Annotated in this window: 15 protein-coding genes; 2 read left to right on the top strand and 13 right to left on the bottom strand. The window is 36.0% G+C overall.

The genetic code is table 11. From position 1 onward, the window contains the following. Positions 1-77 precede the first annotated feature (77 nt). The 3 genes from rplI to D8M04_RS16935 are packed head-to-tail and all read right to left on the bottom strand — an operon-like array spanning position 78 to position 3,494. The gene (gene rplI / locus D8M04_RS16945) at positions 78-524 is read right to left on the bottom strand and encodes a 50S ribosomal protein L9 (RefSeq protein ID WP_121524597.1); all 447 of its coding nucleotides are present in this window, start codon (positions 522-524) and stop codon (positions 78-80) included. Then, the gene (locus D8M04_RS16940; RefSeq protein ID WP_121524596.1) at positions 525-2,492 is read right to left on the bottom strand and encodes a DHH family phosphoesterase; all 1,968 of its coding nucleotides are present in this window, start codon (positions 2,490-2,492) and stop codon (positions 525-527) included. A 57-nt stretch (positions 2,493-2,549) separates the two neighbouring features. After that, a complete protein-coding gene (locus D8M04_RS16935; protein ID WP_121524595.1) occupies positions 2,550-3,494 on the bottom strand; it encodes a YybS family protein in 945 nt (314 codons plus the stop codon). Positions 3,495-3,752: 258 nt separating this feature from the next. Here D8M04_RS16935 and D8M04_RS16930 point away from each other — a divergent pair, with 258 nt between their 5' ends. Then, positions 3,753-4,241 carry a DUF1189 family protein gene (locus D8M04_RS16930; protein ID WP_121524594.1) on the top strand — a complete coding sequence of 163 codons (489 nt, stop codon included), beginning with the start codon at positions 3,753-3,755 and terminating at the stop codon, positions 4,239-4,241. Positions 4,242-4,822: 581 nt separating this feature from the next. Here the strand turns inward: D8M04_RS16930 and rpsR are convergent. The 6 genes from rpsR to D8M04_RS16900 form a co-directional block, all read right to left on the bottom strand. After that, positions 4,823-5,053, bottom strand: a complete 231-nt coding sequence (gene rpsR, locus D8M04_RS16925; RefSeq protein WP_121524593.1) for a 30S ribosomal protein S18 — start codon at positions 5,051-5,053, stop codon at positions 4,823-4,825. 26 nt (positions 5,054-5,079) lie between these two features. After that, on the bottom strand, positions 5,080-5,571 hold the full coding sequence (gene ssb, locus D8M04_RS16920; RefSeq protein WP_121524592.1) for a single-stranded DNA-binding protein: 492 nt from the start codon (positions 5,569-5,571) through the stop codon (positions 5,080-5,082). Between the two features lie 15 nt (positions 5,572-5,586). Further along, complete coding sequence (gene rpsF / locus D8M04_RS16915) at positions 5,587-5,877, bottom strand: 30S ribosomal protein S6 (protein WP_121524591.1); 291 nt, start codon at positions 5,875-5,877, stop codon at positions 5,587-5,589. Positions 5,878-6,048: 171 nt separating this feature from the next. Continuing rightward, positions 6,049-7,149, bottom strand: a complete 1,101-nt coding sequence (gene ychF, locus D8M04_RS16910; protein ID WP_121524590.1) for a redox-regulated ATPase YchF — start codon at positions 7,147-7,149, stop codon at positions 6,049-6,051. Positions 7,150-7,373: 224 nt separating this feature from the next. Continuing rightward, on the bottom strand, positions 7,374-7,571 hold the full coding sequence (locus D8M04_RS16905) for a DUF951 domain-containing protein (protein ID WP_187695462.1): 198 nt from the start codon (positions 7,569-7,571) through the stop codon (positions 7,374-7,376). A 109-nt stretch (positions 7,572-7,680) separates the two neighbouring features. After that, positions 7,681-8,697 (bottom strand): YkvI family membrane protein, encoded by a 1,017-nt coding sequence (locus tag D8M04_RS16900; RefSeq protein WP_121524588.1) that lies wholly within the window; start codon positions 8,695-8,697, stop codon positions 7,681-7,683. An 87-nt stretch (positions 8,698-8,784) separates the two neighbouring features. Between D8M04_RS16900 and yyaC the strand changes: the two genes are divergently transcribed. Next, entirely contained in the window at positions 8,785-9,402 is a 618-nt protein-coding gene (gene yyaC, locus D8M04_RS16895) for a spore protease YyaC (protein ID WP_121524587.1), read from the top strand. Between the two features lie 85 nt (positions 9,403-9,487). Here yyaC and D8M04_RS16890 read toward each other — a convergent pair whose 3' ends face one another. The 4 genes from D8M04_RS16890 to D8M04_RS16875 form a co-directional block, all read right to left on the bottom strand. Next, on the bottom strand, positions 9,488-10,120 hold the full coding sequence (locus D8M04_RS16890) for a transporter (protein ID WP_121524586.1): 633 nt from the start codon (positions 10,118-10,120) through the stop codon (positions 9,488-9,490). 51 nt (positions 10,121-10,171) lie between these two features. Further along, the gene (locus tag D8M04_RS16885) at positions 10,172-10,876 is read right to left on the bottom strand and encodes a DUF554 domain-containing protein (RefSeq protein WP_121524585.1); all 705 of its coding nucleotides are present in this window, start codon (positions 10,874-10,876) and stop codon (positions 10,172-10,174) included. A gap of 254 nt (positions 10,877-11,130) precedes the next feature. Then, positions 11,131-11,967: a ParB/RepB/Spo0J family partition protein gene (locus D8M04_RS16880; protein WP_121524584.1), complete on the bottom strand. Its 837-nt coding sequence runs from the start codon at positions 11,965-11,967 to the stop codon at positions 11,131-11,133. Then, positions 11,948-12,721: a ParA family protein gene (locus D8M04_RS16875; protein WP_121524583.1), complete on the bottom strand. Its 774-nt coding sequence runs from the start codon at positions 12,719-12,721 to the stop codon at positions 11,948-11,950. Before D8M04_RS16875 ends, D8M04_RS16880 begins: the two co-directional genes overlap by 20 nt. Positions 12,722-12,877 lie beyond the last annotated feature (156 nt).

Below are 12,877 nucleotides of genomic sequence, written 5' to 3'. Positions count from 1 at the left end.
CACCAATAATAATAGATTAATTGTTGCAAGAATAGAAGAAATCGGCTATGAACCGATTTCTCTCACTTCCTTCATTCTTATTGTTCCACTACATGTACTTTAATCGTTCCAGTAACGTCCGGATGTAATTTCACCGGTACATTTGTCAATCCGAGTGCTCGGATTGGCTGGTCTAAATCCATCTTGCGTTTATCTATTTTATATCCATGTTGTTTCTTCAGAGCTTCTGCAATTTGCTTGCTGGTAATAGAACCAAACAGTCTGCCACCGTCGCCAGCTTTTGCTTTTATCTCTACATTGATTTTCTCAAATTTTTCTTTTAAAGCAATTGCTTCATCTTTTTCTTGTTGCTCTAATTCTGCATTTTTGCGTTTCTTGGCATCTAGTACCTTTAAACTTCCAGGAGTAGCTTCCTCTGCTAAATTATTCTTCAGGAGATAATTACGAGCATACCCATCAGAAACGTTTTTTACTTCTCCCTTTTTTCCTTTACCTTTAACATCTTTCAGAAAAATAACTTTCATCTATGTTTCTCTCCCTTCGAAGTACTCATCTAAGATTTCTTTTAATAATGTGGCAGCATCTTCTATAGTTGTTTCTTCTATTTGCGTTGCTGCATTCGTTAAATGGCCGCCTCCGCCCATTTTTTCCATAATAAGCTGGACATTTACATTTCCTAAGGACCTGGCACTAATCCCAACTCTCCCATCTTCTCTTTCAGAAATAACAAAGGAAGCATCTATTCCAGTCATAGTGAGCAGCGTATCTGCTGCTTGGGCAATTAGAACAGGACCATAGGTTAAGCCAGTTTCAGCTTTGGAAATAGCTACGGCGTCACGATATACTTCTGCGCGTTCAATAAGCTTACTGCGCTTCACATATAAAGAAAGGTCTTCCTTCATAAATTGCTGTACTAAAACGGTATCAGCGCCCTTAGAGCGCAAATAGGACGCAGCATCGAATGTTCTTGACCCTGTTCTGAGGGTAAAGCTCTTCGTATCTACTATAATACCAGCAAGAAGTGCAGTAGCCTCCAGCATTTTTAGCTTCATCCCTTTTGGTTGATATTCCAGAAGCTCTGTTACTAACTCTGCTGTAGAAGAAGCATATGGCTCCATGTAAACTAGCGTCGGATTATCAATAAAATCTTCTCCTCTGCGGTGATGATCAATTACTACTTTATAATCCGTATTGCTAAGCAGACCAGAATCAGCGACCATGGCAGGTTTATGTGTATCTACAATGACTAATAAACTTCGATTGGTCATCAATTCATCCGCTTCTGACGGCTCAATGAAGTGTTGCCATATCTCATTATCCGCTTTTAAGGCATCCACTAGTCTATAAACCCCAGTGTCTATATCATCTGAATCAAGGACAATATAGCCATTGATATTATTCGTTTTGGCAATATTTAACACACCTATAGCAGAACCGACAGAGTCCATATCCGGTGATTTATGCCCCATTATAATAACATTATCACTTACTTTAATAAGTTCAGTTAGCGCATGGGAAATCACTCGTGCTCGTACTCTTGTGCGTTTTTCCATTGGGTTTGTTTTCCCGCCATAGAATCTAACTTTACCATTCTCCTGCTTAATTGCCACTTGGTCACCACCGCGGCCAAGTGCTAAGTCCAGGCTCGACTGAGCAAGCTCCCCTAGTTCTGGTAAGTCTACTTCACCCGTTCCAATTCCAATACTAAGAGTAACAGGATTATTTTGTTCCCTAAGCTCTCTTACTTCATCTAAGATGTCAAATTTGGCTTTTTCCAGCTGCTCAAGTATTTGCTTAGTACCAACAGCTAGAAACCGTTCTTGAGAGGTCCGTTTCAAATATAAGCCATACTCATGAGCCCAATTATTAAGTACAGATGTTACTTCTGAATTTAATTGGCTTTTTGCAGTATCATCCATGTTTTGTGTTATTTCTTCGTAATTATCGAGGAAAATAAAAGCAAGTACCGTTTGTTCACTTTGGTATAAATTTTCAATTTCAGCTTGTTTGGTTCGGTCTAAGAAATAGATAAGTCGTTCATCTTTTTTTATCAACGTTAAAAACTTAAATCCTTCTATTTCTATCCAAATTTCCTCTTTGTTTTCTTTAATCAAAGGAATCATGTTATCGGATAAAACTTGAAGCGACTCTCCGACTAACGTATCATCCTCACTAAACTTATTCATATAAGGATTTGCCCAATCAATTTTGTAATCTTCATTATAGAGAATAATTCCAAAAGGCATTTCTAATAAGGCTTCTTCTCCAACTCTTTTTATACGATGGGAAATAGCAGAAATATATGCTTCTGTTTCATCCAACAGTGTTTTTTCTGTAAGAATCGTATAATAAAAGGAGGCAGCTAAGAATAAGGTCATGATGAGCCCTAGCACCCATTCAAAATACCATAGAAATGCAAGCAGGATTATGGATAATGAATAAATCACCCATAAGTGTCTGCTAAGTTTAGGTTTTCTCTGAATATCTGGCATTTTTCTCAGCTCCTATAAAGCACCATCTTGCCAATTTACCCTAGTGTTTTACTCTGTTTATCTTTTCTTTACGATGGTATCCCTCAGATTCATTCCTATATCAATTATACCTAATATCCTTATGAAAGGAAGAAGAAATGGTGGAAATAGTATAGTTAGGATAATAAATAAAACAGGGATAGCCTTCGAAATTTTTTTATGGTGCGTATAAAAGAAAATCAATGAAAAACCCTGGATAACTAATACGGCGCCTAGGAGTACTTGTGCGTTCTGAATAATAACAAAAAACATACTCGACGTATCTGTGACAAAAAAGGATAATAAAAGTGCTATAAAGTAAACCCAAATAATCGTTTTTGGAAAACGCAATGTACGAAATGGAGGAAACCTTAGTTCCCTTTTATCTAGACGATTAAGAAACTTAAAGCCAATCCATTGACTAATAAGTGCCAAAATAAATCCAGCCATAATTAAAAAGACAGGAATTAAGTTTGTCATATAGGTAATATACGTTTGAATCGTGCTTTCAAATTGATCGATTTGTTCTTCTGTAGTGAATTGTCCTGCTAACTCCGTACTCATTTCTACAGACTCTGTAAAGATTGTTCTAAATTCCCCAATCCAGTTCACCCCAAATAGTACTTGTGAACCTGCATATAAGAATAATAATCCAATAATAAATCCAAACGTTCCTCTAGCCAATGCTTCATATGCCGAGAAATCTTTACGTATGGCAGTACCTATCATTATTCCACCAAGCCCCATTAATATAGGCGTAAAAATGGAAAAAATAGAGAAAAATAACGCCGTTAAAGCAACAGCTGCTATTAAAAAAATGATGGATGGCTTAAAACCATGTCTGGATGCATACATAATAAAAGGCAACGGTAAGAAGAACGCACTAAATATCGCTATAGGCGTAATAAATATAGTAATAAAGAGCAGTACTATAAAAATTGCTAAAAGTAATGCACCATCCGTTAATTTCTTTGATTGATTCATAAAACACCTCGTCCAATTATTACAGTTCATTTCTTCATTATACAATCATAACATGAATTCGATGTATTATGTTGTTATAAAAGACCTTTCTCGAGGCCCAATATCCAGTATCACTTTTTCCATTATAACGCATCGTGTTCCGAAATTCGTTGTTACTTTTTACTAATTCACAGCAACTAGGCATTCTACTTTTTTAAAGCATTTATATAGTATTTCTACTATAATAATAATATAGAAAAGCATGAAGGAATGAACTACATGATATTTTGGCGTGTATTAGTAAATAGTATTAAATTACCTAAAAAAGATGCAATGTTTCAATTAAATAGAGTAGGTTTGGATATTGCTGTTGTTTATAACTTTATTCTCATCTTTATTATTTCTATTCCCTCATTAATTGAAAGATTAACGATATCAAATGGGTTTGGTTCTGAAATGAACGTTGCTTTTACGTTCATTTACTTTTTTATGTTTTATTATCTCCCATTAACCGTAATTATATTTATTACTTTATCCCTTATCGCATACATAGGATCCTTGATTGCGAAAATCATGAAACGTAAACTGCATTATTCGCTTTTATGGAAGATGTGCTCTTTTACAACTACTATACCATTTCTCTTATATATCGTTCTTTCACTAGCTTTTCCAGTAAATGATATTTATTTATTTGCCGCTTTCCTCTACACTATTATTTTACTTGTTAGAATGATATCAATTTATCCAAAGAGAAGAGAACGGAAATAGTGCATTCTCCGGAAACACCATGGAATAATGCGCCTGATTTCCGCTGCGGGCAGTACGCTTTCCGCGGGCAACGTCTCAGCCTCGGGCCAACAGGATGTTGGTCATAAAGGCGTTGCCACAGGACGTGGCGTTCTTAGCCTTTGTTCCTTTACACTTCCTGTGGGGTCTTCGCTTGTTGCTTTTCCCGCAGGACAAGGAAGGCTTCGGCAGCGATACATCGCACGAAGAAAAAGTGGTTTTCTTTTTCGAGGAGTCGACTGCCCTCCGCTACAATCACTTGATATGTAGAGTTGTGTTTCCCTCTGTGGCACCATACCAGCGGAGGAAATACACGGAGACTCCTGCGGGAGGAAAAGCCTAGTTGAGACCCCGGAGGGACGTTAGTCTCGAGGAGGCTCAACAGCGCCCGCGGAAAGCGTAGTGTATTTCCGTAGCGGAGTTACCTACTATTTTGGATTAAGTTAATCAACATTTTCTATCAATTGCTAAAGACTAAAAAAGCAATAAATCATACATATAAACAGTAAAAGAAAAGCCCCAAAATCTCCTGAAACAGGTTTGATTTTGGGGCTTTTTTTAAATCAGTCTGCTACGTATGGCAATAAAGCCATTTGACGAGCGCGTTTGATTGCTTTAGTAAGCTTACGTTGGTATTTTGCAGAAGTTCCAGTTACACGACGAGGAAGAATCTTTCCACGTTCAGAAATGAAACGTCTTAGCAAATCAACATCTTTGTAGTCAATGTGTGTAATTCCGTTCGCTGTGAAGAAACACACCTTACGACGCTTTGCGCGTCCACGACGAGCTGCCATTTGAATACCCTCCTTTACTTAGAGAATTAGAATGGTAAATCATCATCTGATATATCAATAGGTTCCCCATTATCTTTAAATGGGTCCTCCATTGGTTGATTTTGATTTGGTTGGAATTGGTTATTTTGATTAAATTGGTTCTGGTTCTGATTCTGGTTTTGTTGATATCCTGATGTGTTGTTTCCACCACCAGAAGAGCCTTTTGATTCAAGGAATTGGATGCTTTCTGCAACAATTTCTGTCACATAAACCATTTTCCCATCTTGTCCTTCGTAGTTACGCGTCTGTACACGGCCATCGACTCCAATCAAATTACCCTTTTTCATGTAATTTGCTAGATTTTCTGCCTGTCTGCGCCAAACCACACCATTTATGAAATCAGCTTCCCGATTTCCTTGTTGATTCGTGAAAGGTCTATTTACAGCTATATTAAAATTAGCTACTGCTACTCCGTTTGGTGTATAACGTAATTCAGGATCCCTCGTTAATCTGCCTACCAATACGACACGATTTAACATCAGAACCACTCCTTATTATTTATCATCTTCTCGAACTGCAATATGACGAATAATATCGTCGCTGAACTTAGCTAGACGGTCAAACTCATTTACTGATTTTTCGTCTCCGCTGAAGTTAATCAAAACGTAATATCCATCACGATAGTCGTTGATTTCATAAGCTAGGCGTTTTTTACCTACTTCTTCAACTTTTTCAATCTCCGCCCCGTTGTCAGTTAAAATTCCGTTGAAACGCTCAATCAAAGCTGTTTGAGCTTCCTCTTCCATGTCTGGGCGGATGATATACATGATTTCGTATTTTCTCATCCGTTACACCTCCTTTTGGTCTTAGCGGCCCTTATTTTCATAAGAGCAAGGAGCAATTGATAAACTAATTACTCACAATGTAGTATTATACCAAATCTTTTTTAAAAAAACAAGCATTCGAGAGATCCATTAATCATTTATACACCTGGAATAGTTACCTTTTCACTCAACCTACACATTAAATCGGAAATGTATGACGTCACCATCTTGAACAAGATATTCTTTACCTTCTAATCGAACCTTCCCTTTTTCGCGTGCATGAACCATTGAACCAGCTTCCACCAAATCCTTATAAGATACTGTTTCTGCACGAATAAAGCCTCTTTCAAAATCAGAATGAATAATACCAGCCGCTTGTGGTGCTTTTATTCCTTTACGGAACGTCCAAGCTCGTACTTCTTGTTCCCCTGCAGTAAAGTATGTAGCAAGTCCAAGTAAGCTGTAAGAGGCCTTAATTAACTTATCCAACCCTGATTCTTCAATCCCTAATTCCTCTAGAAACATTGCTTTTTCATCTGTATCTAGTTCAGATATTTCTTCTTCTATTTTAGCACAGATAACAATTACTTCCGCATCTTCTTTTGCTGCGTATTCTCTAACTTTCTGTACATTTTCATTCGAATCGGCATCTTGAACCTCATCTTCTCCAACATTGGCAACATATAATATTGGCTTACTTGTTAGTAGATGCAACCCTTTGACAACTTTCCATTGTTCCTCGGAAAATTCTAATGCACGAGCAGGCTTTTCCTCTTCTAATCCGTCCCTAAGAATGGAAAGAACACTGAACTCCGCTACAGCTTCTTTATCTTTTTGTCTTGCAAGTTTTTCTACTCGCTGAATACGCTTGTTTACCGTCTCTAAATCAGCTAAGATTAATTCCAAATTAATAACTTCAATATCTTCAATGGGATCAACCTTACCTGAAACATGTGTAATATTCTCATCAACAAAGCAACGAACAACTTGGCAAATCGCATCTACTTGACGGATATGTGATAGAAATTGATTACCAAGTCCTTCCCCTTTACTTGCTCCTTTTACAATTCCAGCAATATCTGTAAATTCAAAGGTAGTAGGTACTGTTTTTTTCGGCTTTACTAATTCTGTTAATTTATTTAAACGCTCGTCTGGAACTTCTACAATACCAACATTCGGATCGATCGTGGCAAATGGATAGTTTGCTGCTTCTGCCCCAGCCTGTGTAATTGCATTAAAAAGGGTTGATTTCCCAACGTTTGGTAATCCAACAATTCCTGCTGTTAACGCCATGTGTATTTCCACTCCTTAAGGATTCTTTCATTAGAACGCGTTCATTAATCTAATTATAGATAGTATGAAATAAAAAGACAAACACATAAAAAACAAAAATAGGTAATACAAAACTACCTATTTTTGCATTTTCTGCTTATCGTTTATTAATTTCCCATTGTCTAATATAACTTATTTTATCATTTCTATTACTTATTCGTCTATGACAAACCGGAAAAACAAGATTAATTCGGTGCCTTTTCAAGCACCTTCTTCATTTTCTTTGTAAACTCACGTCTTGGGAGCATAACACTATGGTCACAGCCTAAGCATTTTATACGAATGTCCATCCCCATTCGTATGATTTTCCAGCGATTCTCTCCACAGGGATGAGGCTTTTTCATTAACACGATATCATTTAACCCAAATTCCTTATCTACCAAAATGTCATCTCCTTCCTTTTTGCTTCTATTATAACCGATATTTTTGTCTAAATCTTCTTTTTATCCTTATATAATTGGATTATTAACGAAGCAAGTACTTTATTACCAATCATCTATAAACGTCTTTGGAAAAAGGAAGCAGCAGAAGACGTGTTAACACATATAAATTTAATATTCCATATGCAGGATAAAGATAATTAATTAATGTGGAAAAACTAATTAAGGTAAAAGGGATCATCGTTATTAGTGTAATCATTACAATCCAAATAAACGGCTTGTTCATTTTATCCTGAATTCTACTAACAATTCCTAATAGCCCAGTTGCAGATGTAGTAAAAATCGCAAACCAAAGCATGATGGACATAAAAATAAGAATTTCAAAAGGATAATCCTTTAAAATGGCGAATAAAGGAATTTCGTATAATAGGATTTCATCTGCAATTTGAATTAAGCTATTATTATAGATATAAGAAATAACCCCTAAAATGACTCCGCTTCCTACACATGCAATGATAATTTCCTGCTTTGTTTTTATTTTGTCCCCTATCGCACCCAATACAGCAATAATCGATAATAAATTTAGAGCAGTAAATGGAAATGCAGCTGTCCAGTTTCTTTGCTCATGGATGTGGGAGAATAAATGCAATTCTTGATCCATCGTAAAGAGCAGCAAGATGAAAAGAAGTCCTCCAATTAACAATGGAAGAATGATTTGATTGATAGATAACAGCCCATCTATGCCCTTTATAAACAAAAAAAATAAAGCTAGAATAATAACAGCTATTCCCCACCATTTTGAAAAATTAAAGGCCTGCCCTGTCGCACCACTTCCAGCAATCATTATCGCTGTGGTTGTATAAAGGTAGAAAAATATGATGACATCATAAAACTTGGCCAATCTTTCCCCAACAATCTCCCTTAATACTGGCAAATAGTGTGTCGATTTCCTTCTGCGGCTAATCAACATAATGACGATACAGGATATCGTGAAAAAGATAGAAAATAATAGAATAGCCAGTCCACTTTCATGCCCGAAAAATTGCCATAATTCCCTCCCCGAGGCATAACCAGCACCAATAGTTGTTCCTATGATTAAAAACATCCATTTAAATCCCGCTCTCCACATTACTTATCCTCCAATATTTTCAGAATTGATGTATATATGTTTCAAAAAATCCGTATACTATACCAATATGATTTTGGAGGATAAGCTATGAATCTAAAGAATAGATTTAGTAATTTTAATGATCAATTTCGTATGCTCTACAAAGACCCAGCCTTATATCAGTCAATGAGTGAAAAAATTATTTCATGGCTTCCAGAATTCCCGCGTGAATATATTATCGTCTGTGTTGGGACGGATCGTTCTACAGGAGATGCACTTGGACCTTTAACAGGAACCTTCTTGACTGAAATGAAACCAAAGCATCTAACTGTGTATGGCACTGTACATCAGCCCGTCCATGCAACCAATTTAAAAGAAACACTAATAGATATTGACTCAAACCATCGGAAACCTTTTATTATTGCTATTGATGCTTGTTTAGGAAAGAATAGCTCAATTGGCCATATTATTGCTGCAAAAGGCCCTTTAAAACCAGGTGCTGCTTTAAATAAACCGCTGCCTGAAGTTGGGGATATCCATATTACAGGAGTAGTCAATATAGGCGGATTTATGGAGTATTCAGTCTTGCAAAACACAAGGCTATCCATCGTAATGGATATGGCTAAACAGATTAGTCTGGTGATCGAACAATTAGATCAATGTCTGAAATATAATTATGCTATGTCAGCTATCGTTTCTAAACATGAAGAAAAACGATTTATATAGAAGTGGGAAAAAGCAGCCTGTCATTTTTAACAGCTGCTTTTCTTTAATAATACCCTCTTTCAATTATTGTCCAACTCTTAAATATCTAAGCCCTTTTTTGTCTTATTTCCTTATACTTTTGTTTTGCATCTTTATAATAGACTTCTAGTTTTGTAAATAGCCACTGTAAGGCAAGTCCTTGTACAATGACTCCAATAATGGATGTTGCCGTTAAACTCCAAACTGAAATGGTATCATTTATTTCAAATATCTCTCGCCCAAAAAACAATAAATTTCCATAAGTAACATACAGCCCTTCAAAGAAGTTCGATACCGATTGTTCTTTATACCAAATATAGAGCGCCTCTACGACTAAAAAGGCATTTACAAGGGTGAATACCATAGTCTTCGATTTGTACGTCAATCTTTCTATATAGGGTGAAACATAGTATTTCGTAATTGTCTTAATACGAAACAGATAAATAACCCTGACAATACGTGATAGCTGGAAGAACTGATCTAACGGAATAATGGCTAACACTAAAAAAGGGTTCTCTTTTAAAAACTTCCAGCGATTTTTCGTGAAATACATACGGATGGCAAAGTCAGTGGTAAAGATGGCCCAAATTATCCAATTAATATTATCACTAATATTATCTTCAGACCAAATTGAAACAATCGTCAACATAACAAGAAGAAGCATGATTCCCTCATATAGAAATTTCAGTACACTTTTCATTCTTTTACCCTCTAATCGTTTGTTTCTTTCTTATTCTATTAATCTATTTGATTATAATAAGGTATAAAGATAATAGATGATAACCACAGTGATAATCGAAGGTAATAGATTACCAATTCTTATCTTTGTTATTTTTAACATATTTAAAGCAATCGCTATAATGAGTAATCCACCAACAGCGGTCACTTCGTTAATTATGCCATTTAACAACGTTTCTGGAATCCATCTATCTATTTGAGTTGCAAAAAGTGCGATAGCTCCTTGATATATGATAAGTGGAATAATAGAAAGAATTACCCCTATCCCTAATGTTGTAGTGAGTACGAGAGCAGTAAAACCATCTATGACTCCTTTTGTGATTAGAACACTATGGTCCCCTCTAATTCCACTATCTAGCGCCCCAATAATGGCCATTGCACCAATACAGAAAATTAATGTCGCAGTGACAAATCCTTGGGAAACACTAATATTATCATTTGAATTTCTAAATTTACTTCCTATCCATGTTCCGAAACGATTCAGTGCTTCTTCAATACGAAGCAACTCTCCGACAACTGCTCCAGAAAGCAAGCTTAATAATACGATAATGATTTCCCCTGATTTCATCGCCATCTGTAAACCAATTAGAAATACAGCTAATCCGATTCCATGCATCACAGTTTCTTTATATCGTTCAGGAATTCTAGTGAAAAACAGACCAAGCAAACTACCAATTACAATTAATAAACCATTTATTAAGGTTCCTGTTAAAGCCACTCGCCACAACTCCATATTATGTATATTCGTTTTTTATTTTAATGTTTCACGTGGAACATAAAGTACTTCTACGCCAATTTTATCTTCCATCTAAATTAGATAAATCATTACTTCTTTATTCTATCCCAATTCTATTGCAGCAAGCAATAAAAGTTTATCGCAGTTAAACTAGATGTACTCTCTCCCCCACTGAGTGAACTTTCACCTTATGGTATTAAAAAAGAGCGCATGATTTTTCATACACTCTGTAGCATCTATTCATTTAATAAATCAATAATTCTCTCTAGATCATCATCGTTATAGAATTCAATTTCAATCTTGCCTTTTCTCTTCCCACGTTGAATGGTAACTGCCGTCCCTAGTCTATCGCGAAGAACGGATTCTCTTTCTGTAATAAAAACATCCTTTTTCGGCTTTTCTTTCTTCTTTTCAGGAGTTTGATTTAGTGCATGAATTAATTTCTCGACTTGTCGAACGTTTAACTTTTCATTTCTTATTTTATTAACTAATGGAAGTAATCGTTCTTTATCCTTTAACCCAAGAAGTGCTCTTCCATGCCCCATAGATAATTCGCCATTATTAATAAAGGCAACAACTTTTTCCGGCAAGGATAACAATCGAATCATATTCGCAATGTGGGATCGGCTCTTCCCTAAGCGCTTTGATAGTTCTTCTTGGGTGATTTTTAATTCTTGAATTAGATTTGCATATGCATGAGCTTCTTCGATAGGCGTTAAATCTTCTCGCTGAAGGTTCTCTAACAACGCTAATTCCATCATTTTTTCGTCTGACAATTCCTTCACAATAACAGGAACTGTTTTCAATCCTGCCTCTTTCGCTGCTCGAAAACGCCTCTCCCCAACTACAATTTCATAACCTTTAATACTTTTCCTAGCAATAAGAGGCTGAAGGATTCCATATTCTAAAATAGATTCTTTCAATTCCTCTATTGTATCCGCATGAAAGGTCTTTCTAGGCTGATATGGATTTGGCCTGCACTCTGTGATAGCAAGTTCTTGGACGGAATCATTATCTACCTTTTCTAGCTCTGGAAAAAAAGCATTAATACCTTTACCCAACCCTTTCGCCATTAGCCATCACTTCCTTTGCAAATTCTAGGTATACTTCTGCCCCTTTAGACTTAGGGTCATATGTAATGATTGGTTGCCCATGACTTGGAGCTTCGCCTAATCTAACATTTCTTGGAATAATAGAACGATATACTTTGTCTTGGAAGTATTTCTTCACTTCATCAATAACTTGTATTCCTAAATTTGTTCTTGCATCAAGCATCGTTAATAATACTCCTTCAATCATTAACGATTTGTTTAAATGCTTTTGCACAAGACGGATCGTATTTAATAGCTGACTAAGTCCTTCTAAAGCATAGTATTCACATTGAACAGGAATAATAACTGTATTAGAAGCTGTTAGAGCATTTAGCGTCAATAACCCTAATGATGGAGGACAGTCAATGATAATATAATCATATGAATCTTGCATACTGTCTAGTGCTTTCTTTAATCGAATTTCTCTAGAGATAACTGGAACTAATTCAATTTCTGCACCAGCCAATTGGATTGTCGCCGGAATTATATCCAGATTTTCTATGTTTGTAGAAATAACAACATCCTCAGCTGGCAAATCATCAACTAGTATGTTATAGATACATTTACTGACGTCAGCTTTATTTACACCTACTCCACTGGTTGCATTACCTTGAGGATCTGTATCCACAAGCAATACCCTATTTCCCAAATAAGCCAAACAAGCACTTAAATTTACTGACGAGGTCGTTTTTCCAACGCCTCCCTTTTGGTTTGCGATGGACATTATTTTCCCCATGTAGACACCTTCCTAATTGATATACACTTTATTTTAGCATTTTTTCACAAAACTTGATATTCTAATTTAACTTTTATCTTCACTTTATTAATCTTCTTCATATTAAAATACCCACCTTTTATTAAAGATGGGTTAACTACACTAAATGAAAATATA

The organism is Oceanobacillus piezotolerans (assembly GCF_003665065.1).
Taxonomy (GTDB): Bacteria; Bacillota; Bacilli; order Bacillales; family Amphibacillaceae; genus Oceanobacillus; species Oceanobacillus piezotolerans.
Note: the sequence above shows the minus strand (reverse complement) of the source record. Positions and strands in the feature narration are given on the sequence as shown.